Source organism: Pedobacter nyackensis, from assembly GCF_032678475.1.
Taxonomy (GTDB): Bacteria; Bacteroidota; Bacteroidia; order Sphingobacteriales; family Sphingobacteriaceae; genus Pedobacter; species Pedobacter nyackensis_A.
The window spans coordinates 266,284-288,531 of sequence record NZ_JAVTSF010000002.1 but is presented as its reverse complement, the minus strand read 5'-3'; the positions used below and the strand labels follow the sequence as shown (position 1 = coordinate 288,531).

The window sequence follows — 22,248 nt, the reverse complement described above, 5'->3', positions numbered from 1 at the left end:
TTAGAAGAAGATGAAACATATTATAAATACATTATATATTGGAGGAATAGCACTTTTGCTATCAGTAACTTCCTGTAAAAAGTTTGGAGATACAAACATCGATCCTACGAGATCATCTAATCTTGATCCGTCGATCCAACTCACTACAGTTCAGTTGAGGTTTTCCGGAGACCTGAATATCAATCAACGTACAACTTTTATGTTGACCATGCCATTGGTACAGCAGATTGCAGGCGCATATAGCAACAGATGGGGAACGGCTTATTATAAAGATCCGGGTATGCTGGGTATTTTATGGGATGATTCTTATGGCAATGAGGTAGTTAATATCATTGATGCTGTAAAGAGAACCAATGGGGTTGCGGAAAAGTCTAATTTAAATGCGATATGCCGCATTATGAAGGTTTATATTTTCGCCAGAATGACTGATTTATATGGAGACCTTCCATACTCAGAGGCTGGTAAGGGGATCAAACCAAAATTTGATACGCAACAGGAAATTTATAATGATTTCTTTAAAGAACTTACCGCTGCGTCAGCTCAGCTTGATGCGTCAAAAGATTTGGTGAAAGGTGATGTGTTTTACAATGGAAATGTAAATTCCTGGAAAAAATTTGCCAATTCATTGCGCTTGCGCTATGCTATGCGCCTAGTGAAAATTGATCTTGCTAAAGCAAAAACGGAAGCTCAGGCGGCATTTAACGCAGGTGTATTTACTGCAAATGCTGATGTATGTAAGGTGGATCATGAAGATGTTCGAAATAATTATGAAGAGGGAGGTAAAGGATATATTAAAGGAAATGCGGTTTCGGAATCTTTTCATAAAGATGGTGTTCCGGGACGTTTTACTTCTGTGTTTTTAGATCAGTTGAGGTCAACCAATGACCCAAGAATGAAATACATGGTAAAATACTACGTAGACAATCCGGCAATACCACCGATTAACAGGATCGACATTACAGATCAGGTGGTTGAAAAGCAAGGCTATCAGGGAGTAACTCCCGGTCAATATATCTGGAACGATTATAAGGATAGCTTCCCTGTTGTTGTTCCTGGTGTGGGTACTGTGACCGTTACTAATAATGATCAGAAAGCACAGCCGGCAAATTTTCTGTTGAGATTTAATGCGCCGTATTTGCATTTAACCTATTCTGAGGTTGAACTTTTACTTGCTGAAGCAACCGTAAGGTTTGGAGAAACTTTTGGTGGTACCGCCATTGATCATTACAAAAAAGGGATTGAAGCGGGAATACAACAGCTTAGTTTTTTCCCATCCGGCCCAACTGCTACCAGTACCGAGATCAATACCTTTATTCAGGGAAATGCATTGCTTGCCGGTAAAGAAATTGAACTGATCAATAAACAATTATGGATTACCTTATTTTTAAACGGACCAGAATCTTTTTCTAACTGGAGAAGAAGTGGTTTCCCTTTATTGACACCGGGAGTAGGTATTGATGAGCCTAGCCAAAGTACGACTATACCAAGGAGGTTCGAGTATCCTTTTACCGAGGAAGAGCAAAATAAGGCAAATTTCGTAAAGGTACTTCCAGGATTAGGTGGCGAAGATAGTTGGAACGCAAGAGTATGGTGGGATAAGCAATAACAGCATCATTAATAGACAGATGTTATGAAAAATATAAAGTTGTATGTTCCGTTGATTTGTTTAGCGGTGCTATTTACAAACTGTGGTAAAGCAGAGGTAAAGACGGCAATGCCTGAACCACAGGGGCAAGGAAAGAAGGACTTTAAAATTGTAGGCTATGTGTTTGCAAACAGTGATCTCGCTGCTGTAGCTGCTACGATTGATTTTAGTAAGCTCACACACCTCAATATTGCCTTTATTAATCCGGATGCAAATGGTGTTTTTGCTCCGGTTAATGGCCTGCCTGAACTCGTAAAAAAAGCACATAACAATAATGTTAAAGTGCTTTCAGCACTGGCAGGAGGTGATCCACCGCAATATCTGAAAGACTTGTTACGACCTGAAAAAAGAGGCGTTTTGGTTGACGGTTTGATACAGCTGACAAGAACCTATAATTTGGATGGGATTGACGTAGATCTTGAAGGAGATTTTGTAAATGCAGATTATGAAGCTTTTGTAGTTGCACTTTCTGCCGGTTTAAAGGCTGAAGCAAAGTTGATGACTGCTGCGGTAGCTACCTGGAATTCGGCGGCCTATTCAGATAAAGCCATTAAGCTTTTTGACTTCATCAACATCATGTCTTATGATCAGACTGGCCCCTGGAGAAAAGATAATCCAGGACCACATTCTACTTACGAGGCTGCGGAAACTGACTTTACACATTGGAATATTAACCGGTCTATACCAGCTAACAGGTTGGTTCTGGGGCTACCGTTCTATGCCTATGGATTTGGTCCTGATATTCAGGAAAGTATTACCTATGGTGAATTGGTAACTGCATATCCGGGTACTGAAAAGGAAGATTTCTGGGTGGTGTCCGGAAAAGGGTCTTTTTTTTATAACGGAATGCCTACCATTAAGAAAAAGGTAGAATTGGCGCTTAAAAAGAAAATGGGAGGGGTAATGATCTGGCAGATTGCCGGAGATGCACAAGGCCCCCTTTCCTTGTTAACCGCAATCAACGACACAATAAAATAATGTACAGCATATTATTAACTATTTTAAAAAATAAATCTCATGAATAGTATAAAATATTTAGTGTTTTCTGTTCTTCTGCTTGCTGCTTTGGCAGGCTGTGAAAAGGGACAGGAAGCGGATTATGACGATAATTTTCATCCAAGAATCATAGACAATAACGGGGTCTTTTTAAGCCCTAACAGGATAATCTTTCAGGGGCAGTCTGCGGTATACAGCGGACTGATGTTCTCACCTAAGCCAAATACGAAAACAAAAGTTGTTTGGAAGGTTAACGATAAAGAAGTGTCAACAGATACAACCTATACATTTACGCCAACAGCTGGTGGAGAGTATGAGGTAAAAGTAGAAGCTAGCTACAATGGCCAGGTTTCAACCCGTATTTCCAAAGTTCTGGTAAGCCCTACCACCTATACTTTCAAAAACTTTTCGCATGTAGCTTTAGCTTATTTATCTGAGAATGGTACGGCCAAACAAGTTGATTGGGCTAATGTAACTCATGTGGCATTTAACGGTGCTAAGGTAACTCCGGATGGACTCGATATCTCCAAAGGGCAGGTTAACCAGGTTACTGATGAACTCGTAGCTCAGGCTCATATAAATGGTATTCGTGCGATGCTTGGGGTAAGTGGTACGCTGTCAGGTATTGATGGCTGGTCCCTGTATCAAAGTAATAATTTTGGCAATGCAATAAGTGACCCAGGGAGAAGGGCCGCACTTGTTGCTCAGATTGCAACCTATGTAAAAGATAGAAAATTAGATGGTGTAGATGTGATGATGACTGACCTGAGCGATTTTGGAGAGCGGAATATTGCTGCAACAGGTCCTTTTATAGCTGCCTTAAGAGCCGCCTTACCAGCAGAATCTGTTATTACAATTACCGTAACTACCAATTGGATGCATTGGGGGTATAGTAACCTGAATATGGTTGATTGGGTAAATGTACACGCCTTTGAAGATGGTGCCATTAGTCCGGGATCGCCTGTTGCACAGCCCTCTAGCTACGAATATATGATAGCTGGTGCCAATATCTGGAAAAATAACCATGGTCCGGCAAGTAAGGTTGTTGTTGGTATACCTGCTTTTGGTTTACGTTTCGATGAATTGGATGGTAATGGTAACAATTTAGGCTGGGGTTCTTATAGTTATGTGCCATACTCGGCTATTTTGGCTAAAGACGCACAAGCTTTTGGTAAAGAAATGACGACAATGGATGGGAAGACGGTTTTTTATAACGGAATTCCGATGGTTGAACGAAAAGCAGACTTTTTAAAAGTAAATGGTTTTAAAGGAGCCTACATGTGGGCTGTAGATTATGATGTGATAGGCACAAATTCATTAATGAAGGCTTTAAACAATAAATTGAAATAAGCGATTGGAGTCTGTATTAAAGAAAATACCGCACAGGTTGGTGTCTATCGACGCCCTCCGTGCGGTCATTATGGTCCTAATGATTTTTGTGAATGATTTGTGGACATTAGTTGATATTCCACATTGGTTAGATCATGTTCCTGCTGCAGCGAATGGAATGGGCCTCGCAGATATTGTATTTCCTGCATTTTTGTTTATTGTTGGCCTGTCGGTACCCTATGCAATAGAAAGTAGAAGGAAGAAAAAGGAAGATCTCTTTCAAATTCTTTTTCACATTCTGGTACGTACCATAGCGCTATTGATCATGGGCTTTTTTCATGTCAACATGGACAGCTATGATGAATCTGCGATGTTGGTAAAACCGCTCTGGCAGATTTTAGTTACACTGGGCTTTTTTCTGGTGTGGCTGGATTATTCGTCTTATGGTTTGCGGCTTAGTAGAATCCTTAAAACTACAGGTGTTATCCTTTTGATTTTGCTTGGCTTTTTGTTTAAAGGAAATGGAGGGGAAGGATTTGCGGCTATGCGAGTTGAATGGTGGGGGATACTGGGATTAATTGGCTGGGGCTATCTTGTTGCAAGTTGTGTTTTTCTATTTTCCGGTGGTAGAATGCTCGTACAAATTATAGCCTTTATATTTTTTATGCTATTTAGTTCAGCTAATAGTTTGGGCTGGTTAGATTGCGCTGGAATGATTCGTAAATACATCTGGTTGTCTGAAAATGGCGCTATGGCGGCACTCCCTATGGCAGGTATCATTACTGCATTATTGTACAGAAAATTTACAGCCAGGAATGTTAACTTTTGGATAGGTATTACCTTTTTTGCCGTGTTGCTATTACTTTTTGGTTATTTAAGCAATCCGCTATGGGGAATCTCTAAAATAAGGGCTACTCCATCCTGGATAAGTATTTGTGCGGCAATAACAATAATGTTGTTTGCATTGATGATATATCTTACCGAGATTTTAAATCAGAGAAAATGGTACAGCCTTATAAAGCCAGCTGGCACGAGTACGCTAACCTGCTATCTTTTACCTTACATCCATTATGCGCTAATCACCTTGTTACATATCCCACAGTTACCTGCAATACTACGAACAGGGGGACTGGGTCTGGGTAAATCCCTTGTCTACGCGTTAATAATTGTTGCCATTACCGGGTTATTGGAAAAAAGAAATATCAGGTTGAAAATTTAGTTTAGCGCCTCAATCTAAATTGATTGTTATCAGAATAAAGAGCAAAGTTTCACGCAAAACGTTAACCGCATTATGTAAGGTATTATAAACGGTTCTTTCCGTTAAAAGCGTTTTGTCTGAAATCTCTTTAAAAGACATACAGTCGAAATAGCGCATTTGAATGATTTCCTTTTGTCGCGGACTTAAACTACCTAACGCATGTCGCAACCGGTTTTTAAGATGCTCATCTTCCTGGCTCGCAATTAAAATGGCTTCGTAAGAACTTACAGAAATGACGTGCTCTGGTACGTCTTCAGAATCTAAGGCCACTAATCCTTCCTGATACGCATACTTCTGGTTGGTTTTATAAATAATCCGCTTGTAAATGGTAAAAACATATTGCTGGATGTTTTCTACTTCGGAAAGCTTATCCCTGATTTTCCAAAGTTCGATAAAGAGGTTTTGGATACTTTCTTTAATCAACTCCGGGTCTCTGTAAAGTGACATCCCAAAACGGTATAAATCATCATAAAAAAGAGAAAAGCAAGCATACAAACCTTGTTTCTCTCCTTCAATTAGGAGTTTCCAGTTTTTTATGATCCCCTGATGATTATAATTCATGTGTATACGTTGAGCGAGAAGACCTTGAAGTCAAACGAAAATAAGAAAAATTATCAGGATAATGTAACAAATAACCGTTCTTTTCAGAGTCTGGCATCTTCCCGATGAAGAATCGGAAAACGCCTAAGGCCTCCTCAAAGAAGATGATTTTTTCTTTAAAACAAAACCCCCAATACCGTTTTGCAGTATTGGGGGTTTATAGATATTTTTACTGATTACTTTATTGCATATTTGAAGTTTTTGCCGATAAATTTGGCAGCACCACCTAATTCCTCTTCAATACGTAACAGCTGATTGTATTTTGCAATCCTGTCAGAACGTGAAGCAGAACCAGTCTTAATTTGACCACAGTTTAAAGCAACAGCAAGATCAGCAATGGTAACATCTTCAGTTTCACCAGAACGGTGAGACATTACAGAAGTATAACCATTAGTTTGGGCTAAAGAAACCGCGTTAATAGTTTCAGTTAAAGAACCGATCTGGTTTACTTTTACTAAAATTGAGTTAGCAGTATCATTGTCAATTCCTGTTTGAAGCCTCTTAACGTTAGTTACAAACAAATCATCACCAACCAATTGAACACGGTCACCGATTTTTTCTGTCAGTAATTTCCATCCAGCCCAGTCATCTTCATGCATACCATCTTCAATAGAGATGACAGGATATTTTTCAGTTAATGAAGTCAGGTATTCAGCTTGTTCAGCACTAGTGCGGATTGCGCCTTTATCACCTTCAAATTTAGTGTAATCGTATTTGCCATCTTTGTAAAACTCAGACGCAGCACAGTCAAATGCTAAAGCGATTTGTTTACCAGGAGTATAACCTGCTTTTTCAATAGCTTGCATAATGGTTTCTACAGCATCTTCAGTACCGTCAAAAGTTGGAGCAAATCCACCTTCGTCACCTACAGCAGTAGAAAGACCTCTGTCGTGTAATATCTTTTTTAAGTTGTGGAATACTTCTGTACCCCATCTTAATGCTTCAGAGAATGAAGATGCACCAACTGGCATAATCATGAATTCCTGAAAAGCAATAGGCGCATCAGAGTGAGAACCACCGTTTACAATGTTCATCATTGGAATAGGTAATGTGTTTGCATTAACACCACCAATGTAACGGTATAAAGGTTGACGGCTTTCTTGTGCAGCAGCTTTAGCAACAGCTAAAGAGACACCTAAAATAGCATTGGCACCTAATTTACCTTTGTTTTCAGTTCCGTCTAATTTGATCAGTAAGTTATCGATTGCAACTTGCTCAAATACATCCACACCCCTTAATTCAGCAGCAATTGTATCATTTACATTGGCAACAGCTTTTAATACACCTTTACCCAGGTACACAGCCTTGTCATTATCGCGAAGCTCAACCGCCTCGTGAATACCTGTTGAAGCACCTGAAGGTACTGCAGCACGGCCAAGTACACCATTTTCTGTAATTACATCTACTTCAATTGTAGGATTGCCACGGGAGTCAAGTATTTGCCGCGCATGAACATCGATTATTAAACTCATTTCTATTGGTTTTTATTAGTAAATCTGCCTTAGTGTAAAAAGTACAATTACTAAGACAATATCCAAAGTTATAATAAATTTTAAATTATCAGCAAAAAAGGCCGTAATTACTTACGGCCCTTAAGTTTAATGTTTTTATTAATGGTTATGCAGCCTCAGAATCAGCTGCAAAAAATGCTTTATAAACAATTCCGGCTAAAATTGCACCCGCAATAGGTGCAACCCAGAATAACCATAGCTGTCCTACAGCCTCGCCACCAGCAAAAATGGCCTGACTGGTACTTCTTGCAGGATTTACGGAAGTGTTGGTTACAGGAATACTGATCAGGTGGATTAAAGTTAAACACAGACCAATAGCTAATCCGGCGAAACCTTTAGGCGCTCTGTTGTCTGTTGCACCTAAAATCACCAGCAGAAAGATAAAGGTCATCACGATCTCGCAGACCAAAGCCGCTACCATACTGTATTTGCCAGGCGAAAGATCGCCATAACCGTTGCTGGCAAAGCCGCCAATAGCAGCACCATTACCGGTAGCAATGACGTAAAGTATACCAGCTGCGGCAATACCGCCTAAAACCTGGGCTACAATATATCCAACAAGTTCTTTGGCATCAAAACGGCCGCCAACCCATAAACCGATGGAAACTGCCGGGTTTAAGTGAGCCCCTGAGATGTGTCCAAGTCCGTAAGCAATGGTTACTACGGTTAATCCAAAGGCAAGTGCAACACCTAAAAAGCCAATGCCGGCTTCCGGATAGTTACAGGCTAAAACGGCGCTTCCACAACCGCCTAATACCAACCAAAAGGTACCAATAAATTCTGCTGCTAATTTTTTCATAAATAGTTTGTTTGTCAATGGTTTATCAATGAATGAATTTAACTACAAATATTTAATATTCCAATAGGGAAATTAAGCAGCAGTAAATATTACTCCCACTTAAAGACTTTAACAGCAACGGCATAGACCCCAATGCCCCAGATAACCATAATCAGAATCTGATGTTTTACATCCCATAAACCGGCGCCTTCAAAGGCAACTTTTCTCATGGCATCATTCAGGTAGGTTAAAGGTAAAGCACGACTGATTGGTTGAAGCCAGGATGGAAAGGCATCAATAGAAAAGAAAGTACCCGACAATAAGAATTGTGGTAAAGTAATAATATTTGAAATGGGAGGGATGGTACTCTCACTCTTTGCGATTCCTGATACGACAAAACCAAAACCCATAAATACGATCAATCCCATAATAGAAAGCAGCAGCATATTTAGAACTGTGACTGCACCCTGGATTAATGTGAACTCAAAAAAGAAATGCCCCAGTAAGATGATAAATAATGCACCTAACAATGCAAAGCCGATTCTTGCTATACCTTCTCCAAATACGATACTTGATCTCCTTACAGGCGTAGCAAAGAAGCGCTTGATCACAAGGTTTTGTCTTAAATTAAAAAAAACAAACGCTGTTCCGAATACACCGGTACTTAATAAAGAGAAGCCAAGTTGCCCGGGTAAAATAAAATCTATAGTCCTGTACACACGGCCCTGAACTGTACTTTCGTGTAATTTGGCGATGGCAGGTTCTGTATGTTGAGTATTTATGGTGTAAAGCATATCATGCAATACCGATTTAAATATACTTCCTTTATCAATTGATGCAGAAGTATACTGAACATCCGCAAGATAGGCAGGTTTGCCAGCAGCATTTTTCTGAACAGATATAACCGCATCAATTTGTCCCTTTTCTAATCCTTTTTGTATCTCCTCAGGCGTTTTGTCTGTAAGCAGGTGTACCAGGCTGTTACTTTCCAATGCTTTTACGACAGGGTTATTCAGGTCGGACCCCGATGAAAGGGCTACGTCTACCTTTACACCACCTCCTCCTAAAAAGCCAAAAACAAGAATAAATATCAGTGGGAATGCCAGCGTAAATACCACTGCCGAAGGGCTCCGCATAATAGAGCGGAAGCTCGCTTTTGCAAGTGCCAGTGTAGCTTTTGTATGATTGTAAGGTTTATTCATATTGTTCTAATTATCTTCCCGCCATTCTTTACCTGTAAGGTTGATGAAAACATCTTCCAGATTGGCTTTTTTTACTTCTTTTTTCCTTTCGAAACCGCTGCTTACCAGTTTGTCTATTAAATTATCAGGTGTATCCAATGCGATAATTTTTCCGCGTTCCACAAAAGCAACCCGGTCACACAATTGCTCAGCCTCATCCATATAATGTGTAGTGAGGACCACAGTTGTACCATTGTTCCTGATTTCAATAATCAGGTCCCATAAATTGCGCCGGGCCTGTGGATCAAGACCAGTTGTAGGTTCATCCAGGAAAATTATTTTTGGCGAATTGATCAGTGTGGTGGCGATAGAAAAGCGTTGTTTTTGTCCGCCAGATAATGCCTTGTATTTCGCTTTGGCTTTGTCCTGAAGGTTTACTTTCTCCAGCATTTCCATTGGCTTCACGTCAACACCATATAGACCCGAGAACAATTCCATCAATTCTATCAGGTTCAGGTTTGGATAGTAACCTGCTGCCTGTAATTGTACGCCAATAATTCTTTTAATTTTGCTGGCGTCTTTTTCTACGGTATAACCATCAACAGTAACTTCTCCTGATGTTTTCTCGCGAAGGGTTTCAAGGATTTCTAAAGTTGTCGTTTTTCCAGCTCCGTTGGGCCCAAGGAGGCCAAAGATTTCGTTTTCATACACGTCAAAGCTAATGCCTTGAACAGCGGTGAAATCGTCATATTTTTTTACCAGATTTTTAACACTGATAATGGCATTTCTGTTGTCCATGTTATAAATGTAAGAAGGTTCAGCCAAATAGAAAATGCTATTCTGCTAAACCTTCTAAAATGTCGATAAAATGATATATTGATTCGGTAAACGTTTTACCAGGTCAATTCACCTTTAATCATGTTGATGAAATCATCAAACAGGTAACGTGAATCATGAGGGCCCGGAGAAGATTCAGGGTGATATTGAACCGAGAATGCTTTTTTGCCCTTTACGCGGATACCTTCAATAGACTGGTCATTTAAGTTAACGTGAGTAATTTCTACTTTGTCAGAGCTTCTAACCTCTTCTGGAATTACACCGAAACCATGGTTCTGAGAAGTAACTTCACAATGGTTTTTGATTATATTTTTAACAGGGTGGTTTAAACCACGGTGACCATTAAACATTTTCATGGTTCCAATGCCGTTAGCTTCCGCCAGTAACTGGTGACCTAAGCAAATACCGAACATAGGTTTTTCTGCTGCCAGCACTTTTTTTACAGTTTCAATTGCATAGGGCATAGCAGAAGGATCACCAGGGCCATTTGAGATGAAATAACCATCTGCACCCCATTTATCCATTTCTTCGAAAGTTGTTTTTGCAGGGAACACCTGTACATAAGCATCTCTGTGTTCAAAATTGCGAAGGATATTCTTTTTAATTCCAAGATCAAGCGCTGCAATTTTATAGGTTGCGTCCGGTGATCCGTAGAAGTAAGGTGTTTTAGTGGAAACCTGAGAAGACAACTCCAGACCGTCCATAGAAGGAACTTCTGCAAGTTTGGCTTTCAGTTCTTCAAGATCAGTAATCTCAGAAGAAATAATTGCATTCATCGCACCTTTGTGTCTGATGTGACGTACCAGTGCACGGGTATCAATATCAGAGATACCTACAATATTTTCGTTTTGAAAGTAGTCCTGAATAGATTCAGATGCTTCTTTGCGACTGAAACCGATGTTATAGTTTTTACAAACTAAACCAGCTATTTTGATGCTGTCTGATTCAATTTCTTCTCTATGTATACCATAATTCCCAATATGGGCATTGGTTGTTACCATAATCTGTCCGAAATAAGAAGGGTCTGTAAAGATCTCCTGGTATCCGGTCATTCCTGTGTTAAAACAGATTTCGCCTGTTGTTGTTCCTATTTTTCCGGCAGCTTTACCATAATATACGGTGCCATCGGCAAGTAACAAGATAGCTGGTAACTTGGTGTAATTAGTCATTGTAGTTATAATGAGAAATAATTGGTGTAAAAAAAGAGAAAAATGGGGATTTGACTGCGGTTTTGATACCGATTATGTTTTTAACAAATGTGCTGTTAAGTAACTCCTTCATTTCGGAGTACAAAGGTATGTTTTTGTGAGGTTTTATTCAAGATTTTTTTTGAGATTTCGTAAAACTGTCTCTGTTCCCACCAGAGGTAGAGGCCGATGATTAGGAGACAAGTGTCACAAAAACAATAAAAATCCCTTTATTACAATTGTAAAAACTAATTTTGCGACAACAAAACTATAAAAGCATGTCGGTAAATAAAGAAGTAAAAAGAATAACTACTCATATATTACAGGAAATGAAACAACGTGGAGAAAAGATCTCTATGTTAACTGCATACGATTATTCGATGGCTACCATTCTGGATGATGCGGGATTGGATGTTTTATTAGTTGGAGACTCCGCTTCTAACGTAATGGCCGGACATGAAACCACTCTTCCGATCACTTTAGATCAGATGATTTATCATGCACAATCGGTAGTTAGGGGAGCAGCCCGTGCTTTTGTAGTTGTTGATTTACCTTTCGGTTCGTACCAGGGGAATTCTAAAGAAGCTTTAAATTCTGCTATCCGTATCATGAAAGAGTCGGGTGCACACGGCGTAAAGCTTGAGGGAGGAACTGAAATAGTAGATTCTGTACAACGTATCATTACAGCCGGTATTCCGGTAATGGGGCATTTAGGACTTACTCCCCAATCTATCTATAAATTTGGTACCTATACTGTAAGGGCAAAAGACGAAGCAGAAGCTGATAAGTTAAAAACTGACTCCCTGGCGTTACAGGAAGCAGGATGTTTTGCAGTAGTTTTAGAAAAGATTCCGGCCAAATTGGGCAAATTGGTTTCTGAAAGCTTGCATATCCCAACTATTGGTATCGGCGCGGGTGGAGATTGTGACGGACAGGTGCTTGTGGTAAATGATATGATTGGTTTAACCAAAGGCTTTAAACCACGTTTCCTACGTCAGTACCTTGACCTTTATGAAGGAATAAAAGGAGCTGCACAAGCCTATATCAGAGATGTGAAAGGGAGTGATTTTCCAAATGAAAAAGAACAATATTAATGCCTGTAACGGATAAGGATATACTTTACGAAGACAATCACCTGATTGCCGTAATGAAAAGAGCGGGTGATATTGTTCAGGTTGATGAGACCGGTGATGAACCCCTGGATGAACAGGTGAAGAAATACCTCGCCATAAAATACAATAAACCCAATAGTGCGTTCTTAGGTGTGGTACACCGGCTTGACAGGCCAGTGAGTGGTGTTATTCTATTTGCTAAGACAAGTAAGGCCCTTGAAAGGGTGAATGCTATGTTTAAAAACCGGGAAGTTAAAAAGACCTATTGGGCGGTCGTGCGTAACAAGCCTTCAAAGGCTTCCGGTACACTTGTTCATTGGTTGATTAAAAATCCACAGAAGAATGTAGTTACACCTTATAACACTGAGGTTCCGGGAAGTCAGCGTTCTGAACTGAGCTATAAGCTTATTGGGGAGTTAAATGGTTATTATTTAATTGAAATAGACCCGCTTACCGGACGGTCGCATCAGATCAGGGTACAATTATCTACTATGGGCTGTCCAATTGTAGGTGATAATAAATATGGTTATCCGCGCGGTAGTCGTAAGGGGAGTATTTGCTTACATGCACGAAGACTTCAGTTTCTTCATCCGGTTAAGAAGGAACCGGTTAATATTTTTGCGAAGCTGCCTGTAGATGGTTTCTGGGAAAAGTTTGAGGGATTTTAACAAATCCCTTTTTTATTGCCCTAGATTTCAAATGGCAAAATCATATACAATTAAGCCAATTATTGCCTGCTCCTATTGTGTAATTTTATTTTTAATCATTTCTGATCATTTAAAATAAAATTAATGACGAGTTCAAAATCATTAGCGAGATACGGTTTGTTAATCCTGTTTATTGTAATAGCTGCTATAAGTTGTAAGAAAGATGGTGCACAGCTTGCCCGGATTAGTGAAGAATTAAGAGGGAAGTGGAATGTGCAATCTAATAAGATGATATACTATGACGAGTCTGGACAAAAAGAATACGAAGAGATATTGGAAAGACCCGGTGATGCTACTGAAGTTGATTTTACAATAGGGCCGAAGGCAAATATTTTAAGTAAGAGTGACCAATCGATAAGCACTACATACAAACTAACGCAGGAAAAGAAAAGCGTTTATATTGAGTTACATGAGGCTGAAATTTTTGATGCAAAAAAATGGGAAATCTCTGATGTGTCGGCCGGCAAACTGACCTGGACCGCAAATTTCCCAAATGTTAAATATGAAGATAAAGAAACCGGGGAGATCGTTGAAGCGTACAATGCCGAGCTCATACTCGACCTTATTAAGCAGTAACACGTCTTGTTTAAAATCTATTTACAGTTTGTTTTGGTAAATACAATTGCCGGACCGAACTTTAGCGTGCTCCGGTCTTTAAATATCATTTTGCCACCCTTTTCCATAACATCACCACTGCCTTCGTAAATTTTACCGTCATCTTTTTTGACAAAAACGACCTCTCTTACGGATCTCATCCCTTCAGAGTCGAATGTGTATTCAGCAATGATGGTATCACCTTTCATTTCGCCGGCAATTGTGCCTTTATTGCTGTCTTTTTCAAATAATTTGTAGTCCAGTTCTCCGGTTAGTTCTTCTCCTTCTATGTTAATTTTAAGAGAAGCTGTGTCCCTGTTTTTGATGTACACGTAACAATCGCTGCTACTGGTTCTCGGGCGGCTGGAAGTAAACGTGGTATCCACGGCAATAACTTTAGCTACTGTATCGTCGGCCTGCTTAACTTTTTGTTCATTTGTACAGGATGCTATAGTAATTGCAGAGAATGCCAGTGTTAATATTAGTAGTTTCATATGGTGTTCTTTATCGGGGTACAACAAAAGTATAACGGAGATTGTTTTTTATTTTGAATTTAATATCAATTATACTCAAGGGTTAAAAGAGCAGATAAAGCTTAAATTTGCTAAGGATTGTGCCTAATTCAGAAATTATATATAATATTGGGAGGATGATCCACTATTTTTTCGGAACTTAACTAAGCTTATCAGTAATTATTAAAATGCAAACACAGCAATCAGAAAGCTGGAATGAACAAGATATACTTCTTAAACTTAAAGGAGGAGAAGAACCTGCGTTTGGGAAACTGTATGTACATTATAGTGAAATGATTTATGCACGGTTGCTGAGGCTGCTCAAAGATACAGATGTTGCTGATGAGATCATTCAGGATCTTTTTTTAAAGATTTGGGAAAAGCGAGAACAAATCAATACTACACAATCGTTTAAGTCTTACTTGTACACCATTGCAGAGAATCTGGTATACGATCATTTTAGAAAAGTCGCCCGCGACAGAAAACTACAGGAGAAGTTCCGGCGGATTACAACCGAACTTTATACCCATACCGAGGAAGATTTGCTGAGCAAGGAAAGTAAAGAAATAATTGATAAAGCGATTGCTACGTTATCTCCACAGCGCAAAACTGCGTTTATCTTGTGTAAAGTAGAAGGCCGGAGTTATGACGAGGCTGCTGAAATTATGGGGGTCTCTGCTTCAACAGTTAGTAATCATCTGGTAAAGGCGAATGTCAGCATCAGGGAATACCTTAATAAATCCAAAGACTTGCTTCCCGTTTTGCTGGTTGTTGCGCTAACAGGATGTATTTAAAATATTTTTATTTTTTTTCATTTTAGAGTAGTGTCTTTTTTTTCGACAAGCGTATTAGCGTGAAAAAGAAACAACTTGGAAAAAAATATATCACATACAGAGTTATTCAAACGTTACCTGAATAATGCCTGCACACCTCAGGAAATTGAGCTGTTGATGGGGCAATTTGGTACGTTGACTGAAAAAGACCTGCGGAAGTCTATAAGTGATACTTTACGCAAAGGAAACGAGCCTGCCTCGTTAAGCCCGGAGTCGAAGCAACACCTGGCTTCTCTGTATAAAAATATCTCCGCTAAATTAAAGACGGACGAAGATAAAATCATTGAACTTCCTTTTTATAAGCGTAAGGCTTTTGTTTATCTCAGCGCAGCCTGTATTGCTTTAGTTGTAACAGGAATTGCAGCAATGCTCCATAATAATTATCCCAATGTAAAATTTAAGGATTTAGCGGCAGAGCTTGTTTCTCATGATATTCCGCCAGGTGGAAATAAGGCAGTTTTAACGCTTGCGGATGGAAAAACGATTACACTTAATGAGGCTGCTGATGGAGAGCTGGTAAAAGTTGAAGGTATGGTGATTCGTAAAACCGGACAAGGACAACTGGTTTACGAAGTTGTGGGAAATGATGCAAGTGCTGCAGCGGGTAGCTATAACACGATTTCAACGCCTAAGGGTGGAACTTATCAGATCATACTACCCGATGGTACCAAAGTATGGTTAAACGCGGCATCGAAACTAAAATTTCCAACAAGTTTTGTCTCCTTAAATGAAAGAAAGGTTGAGTTGAGTGGTGAAGCCTACTTTGAAGTAACTAAAGACGCTAGTCAGCCGTTTAGGGTACTTACTGTTAAACAGGAGGTCCAGGTTTTAGGTACACATTTCAATATCAGTAGTTATGCAGAAGAATCGGCCGTAAAAACTACACTTTTTGAAGGTTCTGTTAAGGTGAAGAATTTACAGGGGGTAAAAGAAGGTCATATTATCCTCAAACCTGGTCAGCAATCTATCATAAACGAAGGAGTAATTAAAGTAACCAAAGCTGATGTTGACGAAGTCCTGGCCTGGAAAAATGGAGTTTTTGTATTCAATGATGAACCTTTGGAAAGTATCATGAAAAAGGTATCACGCTGGTATGACGTAGAAGTTATATACGAAGGTGTAGATAAAAATAAACTATTTGGAGGAAGCGTATCGCGTTTTGATAATGTATCTAAAGTATTGAGACAGCTTGAATTAACGGGCGGTGTCCATTTTAAAATCGAAGAGGGGAGGATCATCGCCATGAAATAATGCTACTATATATCATGCAGATGAGTGCAAAAACTAAACCAATACCAAAATATTTTTGCCTGTAAGAAACACAAAACCGGAGATGCTTGAGACCACCCCCGGTTAGCTGTTCTGATTTGCCAATTCTTTAAGAAAGAACCAACCATAATAAGTTTTACAATTACGGTCGCCTATAAATTTTCGAGGTTTCCAGGCTTCCGCAACTAACCAAAACAACCAAATTTATGAATTTTAATCAACTATTTAGGCATGGTTTGCCTTTAGTTATACCTAACCAATTACTCCGTATTATGAAATTGATCATTTTGATAATGACTGTTTTTTTACTACAAGTGAGTGCCAGCACCAGTGCGCAAAACATTACGCTCAAGCGGGATCATGCAAGTATTAAAAGTATCCTGCTCGAGATCAGAAAACAAACCGGATTTAACGTGCTGTACGAAACAGAACAGCTCGATAAGACCACACCGGTAACTGTTAATTTTAAAGATGTTCCCTTAAGGGATGCTTTAACTAAAATTCTGGATGAGCAAGGCTTGGCATTCTCTATTGAAGACAAAGCGATTTCCATTAAACCAAAGGAAAAAAGCTTGCTGGATAAATTGTACAACTATGTGATGGCCATTGATATAAAAGGCCGGGTATTGGACGAAAATGGCGACCCTCTGCCTAGTGCAAGTATTGTTGTTAAAGGCAAAAAAACGGTGACGCAAACAAATAGCGATGGCGCATTTACCATTACCGCTGAAAAAGGGGATGTACTTGTATTCCGATATATTGGCTATGAACCTTTTGAATATACGGTAAAGGATAAGAACGAACCTCTATCGATTCGCATGAAGTTAAGTCCCTTGGCTTTAAAGGATGTAGTGATCACTGGTATTTTTGAACGTTCTGCGAAAACCTATACTGGTGCGGCGAATACCATTACTGCTAATGATATCCGTAAAGTTGGTAACCAGAATATACTTGGTGTATTGTCTGTTTTGGATCCTGCTGTTCAGATTCCTCAGGATATTTTGAATGGTTCTGACCCAAATAAAATCTCGCAGTTAAAGTTGAGAGGTACCTCGAGTTTGCCGACTAACACCATTGTAGATCCTTTGAGTGTCAGTACACAAAGGGCTGAACAGGGTTATTATAATGCTTACGGTAAACGTGTTGATGAAATCAAGAATACTTATACTGTGAATCCAAACCTTCCGTTGTTTATTCTGGATGGTTTTGAGGTGTCTATCAATCAGATCAGTGATCTTGATATAACCATGATTCAGAGCGTAACCATTTTAAAAGATGCGTCGGCAACTGCAATTTATGGTTCCAGGGGGGCAAGTGGTGTGATTGTAGTAGAAAGGGTAAAGTCACAGGCTGGCGAACTTCGGTTTAACTATAAACTGGACTTAACTGCAAATCTTCCTGATTTACACGATTATAAATTGCTAAATGCAAGGGAGAAACTGGAAGTTGAAAAAATGGCCGGCGTTTATAATACCGGATATACGGATACTGATGAAGATCTTAAAGTAGTTTATAATGAGCGATATAAGGAAATGTTGCGCGGGCGTGATACTTATTGGCCGGCTTTGCCAGTAAGGAATACATTGGGACAAAGACATGGTTTGACCATGGATGGGGGAAGTGACCGTATGACTTATGGACTAGATTTTACTTTTAATAAAAATAATGGGGTAATTAAAGGATCAGATCGCACCTCTTATAATGGAGGTATATACCTGAACTATCGTGGCAATAAATTTTTGTTGAGCAATAGATTGAGCTTACAGTTTACCAATGCTACGAATTCTCCGTGGGGCTCTTTTTCACAATATATAAGTATGAACCCTTATTATAGTCCATACGACGAAAATGGTAATATTGTGCTTTATCTTCAGCGAAAGAACGCATCAATACAACGAGCAGTTTACGGGGATATTTATAATCCGGTTTATAATACAACCCTTAATGGCAAAGATTTTAGAAAAACCAGGAACCTGGTTAATAACACAGCAATTACCTACAATTTCACTAAAGAGTTTAGTTTAAGAGGCCGTTTATCACTTACTACACAAAATGACGATAGTGAAATCTTTTTACCCGCAGATCATACGACTTTCAAAGCCCTGAATACCCCCATCTTTGAACGTGGTTCTTATACCTCTGGGTATGGCAAGTTATTTTCTTATGATGCTAATATTGATCTGAATTACAACCGTAATTTTGGTAAAAGCCAAATCTATTCCACTTTTAGTGCCAGAGCCAATCAAAACAGTAATGAAAATGTGATGGTGCAGGTAAATGGATTGCCAAGTGCACTTACTGACTATATTTTTTATGGTAGAAAATATGTAAATGATCGTCCATCTGGTTCAGAGTCAACTGTAAAAACCTTAGGGTTTTTAGGAAACATTAATTATACGTATGATAATCGCTATTTTGCTGATTTTTCATACCGCTTAGATGGTTCTTCGGGCTTGGGCTCCGATAAATTGTTCGCACCATTTTGGTCGGCTGGAGCAGGTTGGAATATACATAACGAGGCTTTTGTAAAAAATGCCTTGGAACATGGAATCATTTCTCAATTAAAATTACGAGGATCTGTAGGATTAACGGGTGCGCAGCAGTTTGATCCCTATATGGCCTATCGTACCTACAACTATTTCCTAAATGAAGCCTACGGGAATAGCATTGGTGCCAGTTTGTTGAGCATCGGTAACGAGAATTTAACCTGGCAAAGTACGATGAAATATAATGTGGGCACTGATATTTCCTTATTCAAAGAACGTTTGTACATAAATGCTGATTACTATTATGATTATACGGATAAGTTTATCGCAGATTTTAACCTACCCTTATCTACAGGTTTCCAAACCTATAAAGGGAATTTAGGCTCATTAGGAAGTCGCGGTTGGGAAGTAAGAACCAGTTTTCAGGCAATTAAATCAGCTAATTTTAAAGACTTTAGTTTAATGTTAATGGGGAATGTTGGTAGTAACACCAGTGTTGTTAAAAAAATTAGTAACGAACTGAAAGCGCAAAATGAAAGACTGTACGCATCCACTGTTACAAGCAGTCCATTTCAAAGATATGAAGAAGGACAACCTCTTGACGCACTTTGGGTAGTTCCATCACTAGGAATAGATCCGGTAACTGGAGAAGAATTATTCCTTAAAAAGGACGGGACTTCGACTTTTGTTTGGGATTCTAAAGACATGGTTTCTGTAGGTGTATCTAATCCTAAATACCGTGGTAGTTTTGGTGCTACTATGGCTTACAAAAACTTACAGCTTACTTCTTATTTCTCATATAGATTAGGTGGACAACAATATAATCAAACTTTAGTGGATAGGATAGAGAATGTAAATCTGGTAGACAATGCAGACAGACGAGTACTTACACAGCGTTGGCAACAAGCAGGGGATTTGGCTTACTTTAAATCGATAAAGATTGATGGTTCAAAAACCAATGCTTCATCCAGGTTTGTTCAGGATGACAATACATTGGAGATGACCTCTCTGTCTTTGTTGTATCGCGTTGATCCGGCAAAATTGAAATCGTTGAAGCTAAGAAATCTGAATTTTGGATTGTACATGAACAATTTATTCCGTTTAAGTTCTATTCAGATGGAGCGTGGTACCGATTACCCCTTCGCCCGAAGCTTTTCATTTTCCATACAAACAGGTTTTTAACCCTATCAATTTAAAGTCATGACAAAAAAATATATTATATTATTACTGCTTATCGTCGGTAGTTGTTACTCCTGTAAAAAGTATCTGGATGTAAAGCCAAAATCACAAATCAAAGAAGAGTTCCTTTTTGAAAAGGAAAGAGGATTTGTGGATGCCTTGTCGGGTGTTTACACACTTATGGCGAGGAGGGATTTGTACGGGGACAAATTAACGATGTCCTTCCTGGATCTGTTAGCACAACGTTATAAAGCAGGGACTAAGGCCAGTCCTTACTGGGATGCCGTAAACTACAATTATGAAGGTGATGTTCTCGGAATAAAGGTAAAAAGCACCATCCGGACCATTTGGCTTTCCGCTTATACCGGAATAGCAAATGCAAACAATATTTTAAGTCAAATGGATGAAAAAAGATCCGTTTTTACTGGTAATAATTATAATTTGATTAAGGGTGAAGCATTGGGGCTTAGGGCATTTCTCCATTTTGATCTGCTACGTATGTTTGGTCCAATGATGGCTAATAATCCTACTGCACCCGCCATTCCTTATCGAACTATATTAAGTAAAGACGCGCAGCCATTATTGCCGGCAAACGAAGTGTTGAAATTAATTATTAAAGATCTTCTTGAAGCAGAGGCATTATTGGCAAAAGATCCTATTGTAAGCGGTGCTAGTAATGATTACTATGACTTTAATGTGGAAAACAGAAAGTTTAGAATGAACTATCTGGCAGTACAGGCTACATTGGCAAGGGTATATCAGTATAATAATCAACCTGCTGAAGCTTATGCTTATGCAAAGAAAGTAATTGGCTCTGGAAAGTTCAGTTTTGTAACAGACGCTGATATTTCTACTACAGGCGCTTGTCGCGATCGTACGTTCAGGAATGAACAATTATTCGCATTGCAGATTAATAATATGAAGGGGTATACTGATGATTATTTTAATACTTTTTCAAATACGTATGAACAAACACCGCTTAATAACGAGGATAATGTGATTAAAGCTGTTTTCGAGGAAAGTACATCTAGTACCGATATCAGACTCCTTTACCTTTGGCAAAGTACAGCAGGTAAATTGATGAATACGAAATATCTCCAGTTTGAATCTTCACCAGGAAATTGTACATGGGCTAAAAATGTAGTGCCTGTTGTTAAGGTAAGTGAAATGTATTATATCGCTGCCGAATGTTCTCCGGACCTCAATGAATCTATTGACTTTGTGAATGAGGTGCTTAGCCATCGTGCTGTAGATCCATTAACAGGCATCAATAACAAAGCAGATCTGCAGAATGCGTTGACTAAAGAATATCAAAAAGAATTTTTTAGCGAAGGACAGTTGTTCTATTACTATAAAAGAAACAGCTTTTCAACTATTCCTGGGAGTGCGGTGGTTGCCAATAGTAAGGTATATGTATTGCCGGTACCTGAAGATGAATTGATTTTTAATAAATAAATGAATCGAAAATGAAAAAAATACTAATCATATCAATGATTTGCATAATATTCACTGCTTGTAAGAAGCAGGAATTGCAACAGTACAGTGAAAAGTCAAGGATATATTTGAATTTATCAAAAAGCCAATTTTACGCACCTTTCCCAACATCAACTGCAAGAGACTTGAGGATTGATTATGCACCACAGAATAGCAGTAAAAAAACGGATACTTTAAGATTTAATATCCAATCCAGCGGGGCCGCATCGAAAATTGACAGGTCATTTATTTTTGAGCGCAGTACCGTTGCCGGAAATGCAAAGGAAGGACTTGACTTCGATATATTGGATAAGAACTTTGTAATACCTGCCGGAATGTTTAATACCATTATCCGGGTAGTTGTTCGTAGAACACCCGGTATGGCCGTGAAGCCACTATCTTTTTCCTATAATTTAAAAGCAAATGATAATTTTGAGCTTGGACCTGACAGAGATAGTACTCAGTTTTTCAGTAATACAGGTGTTATTCGGCTTGTCGCATTAAATGTTACAGCAAAGGATATTGTAGTTAAACCCGAGAATTGGGACTCATTTATTGCCAAGTATTTTGGGGTTTATAGTGAAGTGAAGTTTAGGTTCATAATCGATGTACTTGCCAAAACTAGTTTCCCAACTACTACTTCAGCTGGAGTTATGAATAGGAATAAAACGACATTAAATACTGCGCTTGTCAAGTATAACACAACTCATCCTGAAAAGTTAAAGGATGAAAATGGTAACGAAATTTCATTTTAAAAAGGA

General features: G+C 39.0%; 19 protein-coding genes. 12 read left to right on the top strand and 7 right to left on the bottom strand.

What is annotated here, in order from left to right:
- Nucleotides 1-10 precede the first annotated feature (10 nt).
- The 4 genes from R2Q84_RS08775 to R2Q84_RS08760 are packed head-to-tail and all read left to right on the top strand — an operon-like array spanning nt 11 to nt 5,189.
- Complete coding sequence (locus R2Q84_RS08775; protein ID WP_316816168.1) at nt 11-1,606, top strand: SusD/RagB family nutrient-binding outer membrane lipoprotein; 1,596 nt, start codon at nt 11-13, stop codon at nt 1,604-1,606.
- A 24-nt stretch (nt 1,607-1,630) separates the two neighbouring features.
- Complete coding sequence (locus tag R2Q84_RS08770; protein WP_316816167.1) at nt 1,631-2,623, top strand: glycosyl hydrolase family 18 protein; 993 nt, start codon at nt 1,631-1,633, stop codon at nt 2,621-2,623.
- 39 nt (nt 2,624-2,662) lie between these two features.
- Complete coding sequence (locus tag R2Q84_RS08765) at nt 2,663-3,991, top strand: glycosyl hydrolase family 18 protein (protein ID WP_316816166.1); 1,329 nt, start codon at nt 2,663-2,665, stop codon at nt 3,989-3,991.
- 4 nt (nt 3,992-3,995) lie between these two features.
- Nucleotides 3,996-5,189 carry a DUF5009 domain-containing protein gene (locus tag R2Q84_RS08760; protein WP_316816165.1) on the top strand — a complete coding sequence of 398 codons (1,194 nt, stop codon included), beginning with the start codon at nt 3,996-3,998 and terminating at the stop codon, nt 5,187-5,189.
- Between the two features lie 9 nt (nt 5,190-5,198).
- Here R2Q84_RS08760 and R2Q84_RS08755 read toward each other — a convergent pair whose 3' ends face one another.
- From R2Q84_RS08755 to carA, 6 genes are all read right to left on the bottom strand, one after another.
- A complete protein-coding gene (locus R2Q84_RS08755) occupies nt 5,199-5,789 on the bottom strand; it encodes a sigma-70 family RNA polymerase sigma factor (protein WP_316816164.1) in 591 nt (196 codons plus the stop codon).
- 215 nt (nt 5,790-6,004) lie between these two features.
- Complete coding sequence (gene eno, locus R2Q84_RS08750; RefSeq protein WP_316816163.1) at nt 6,005-7,300, bottom strand: phosphopyruvate hydratase; 1,296 nt, start codon at nt 7,298-7,300, stop codon at nt 6,005-6,007.
- 145 nt (nt 7,301-7,445) lie between these two features.
- Nucleotides 7,446-8,138, bottom strand: a complete 693-nt coding sequence (gene aqpZ / locus R2Q84_RS08745) for an aquaporin Z (RefSeq protein WP_316816162.1) — start codon at nt 8,136-8,138, stop codon at nt 7,446-7,448.
- 89 nt (nt 8,139-8,227) lie between these two features.
- Nucleotides 8,228-9,319: an ABC transporter permease gene (locus tag R2Q84_RS08740; protein WP_316816161.1), complete on the bottom strand. Its 1,092-nt coding sequence runs from the start codon at nt 9,317-9,319 to the stop codon at nt 8,228-8,230.
- Nucleotides 9,320-9,325: 6 nt separating this feature from the next.
- Complete coding sequence (locus R2Q84_RS08735) at nt 9,326-10,096, bottom strand: ABC transporter ATP-binding protein (RefSeq protein WP_316816160.1); 771 nt, start codon at nt 10,094-10,096, stop codon at nt 9,326-9,328.
- A gap of 95 nt (nt 10,097-10,191) precedes the next feature.
- Nucleotides 10,192-11,304 (bottom strand): glutamine-hydrolyzing carbamoyl-phosphate synthase small subunit, encoded by a 1,113-nt coding sequence (gene carA / locus R2Q84_RS08730; RefSeq protein ID WP_316816159.1) that lies wholly within the window; start codon nt 11,302-11,304, stop codon nt 10,192-10,194.
- Nucleotides 11,305-11,600: 296 nt separating this feature from the next.
- Between carA and panB the strand changes: the two genes are divergently transcribed.
- The 3 genes from panB to R2Q84_RS08715 all read left to right on the top strand — a co-directional run bounded on the left by panB (nt 11,601) and on the right by R2Q84_RS08715 (nt 13,717).
- The gene (gene panB / locus R2Q84_RS08725; protein WP_316816158.1) at nt 11,601-12,416 is read left to right on the top strand and encodes a 3-methyl-2-oxobutanoate hydroxymethyltransferase; all 816 of its coding nucleotides are present in this window, start codon (nt 11,601-11,603) and stop codon (nt 12,414-12,416) included.
- Complete coding sequence (locus R2Q84_RS08720) at nt 12,416-13,102, top strand: RluA family pseudouridine synthase (RefSeq protein ID WP_316816157.1); 687 nt, start codon at nt 12,416-12,418, stop codon at nt 13,100-13,102. The genes panB and R2Q84_RS08720 overlap by 1 nt, the downstream gene beginning before the upstream one ends.
- A 123-nt stretch (nt 13,103-13,225) precedes the next feature.
- Nucleotides 13,226-13,717 carry a hypothetical protein gene (locus R2Q84_RS08715; RefSeq protein ID WP_316816156.1) on the top strand — a complete coding sequence of 164 codons (492 nt, stop codon included), beginning with the start codon at nt 13,226-13,228 and terminating at the stop codon, nt 13,715-13,717.
- Between the two features lie 17 nt (nt 13,718-13,734).
- Here R2Q84_RS08715 and R2Q84_RS08710 read toward each other — a convergent pair whose 3' ends face one another.
- Nucleotides 13,735-14,229 (bottom strand): hypothetical protein, encoded by a 495-nt coding sequence (locus R2Q84_RS08710; RefSeq protein ID WP_316816155.1) that lies wholly within the window; start codon nt 14,227-14,229, stop codon nt 13,735-13,737.
- Between the two features lie 206 nt (nt 14,230-14,435).
- Between R2Q84_RS08710 and R2Q84_RS08705 the strand changes: the two genes are divergently transcribed.
- The 5 genes from R2Q84_RS08705 (at nt 14,436) to R2Q84_RS08685 (ending at nt 22,242) form a co-directional block, all read left to right on the top strand.
- Nucleotides 14,436-15,041 carry an RNA polymerase sigma factor gene (locus R2Q84_RS08705; protein ID WP_316816154.1) on the top strand — a complete coding sequence of 202 codons (606 nt, stop codon included), beginning with the start codon at nt 14,436-14,438 and terminating at the stop codon, nt 15,039-15,041.
- 75 nt (nt 15,042-15,116) lie between these two features.
- Nucleotides 15,117-16,331, top strand: a complete 1,215-nt coding sequence (locus R2Q84_RS08700) for a FecR family protein (RefSeq protein WP_316816153.1) — start codon at nt 15,117-15,119, stop codon at nt 16,329-16,331.
- Nucleotides 16,332-16,621: 290 nt separating this feature from the next.
- The gene (locus tag R2Q84_RS08695; protein WP_316816152.1) at nt 16,622-20,017 is read left to right on the top strand and encodes a SusC/RagA family TonB-linked outer membrane protein; all 3,396 of its coding nucleotides are present in this window, start codon (nt 16,622-16,624) and stop codon (nt 20,015-20,017) included.
- An 18-nt stretch (nt 20,018-20,035) separates the two neighbouring features.
- Nucleotides 20,036-21,469, top strand: a complete 1,434-nt coding sequence (locus R2Q84_RS08690) for a RagB/SusD family nutrient uptake outer membrane protein (protein ID WP_316816151.1) — start codon at nt 20,036-20,038, stop codon at nt 21,467-21,469.
- An 11-nt stretch (nt 21,470-21,480) separates the two neighbouring features.
- The gene (locus R2Q84_RS08685; protein ID WP_316816150.1) at nt 21,481-22,242 is read left to right on the top strand and encodes a DUF4843 domain-containing protein; all 762 of its coding nucleotides are present in this window, start codon (nt 21,481-21,483) and stop codon (nt 22,240-22,242) included.
- Nucleotides 22,243-22,248 lie beyond the last annotated feature (6 nt).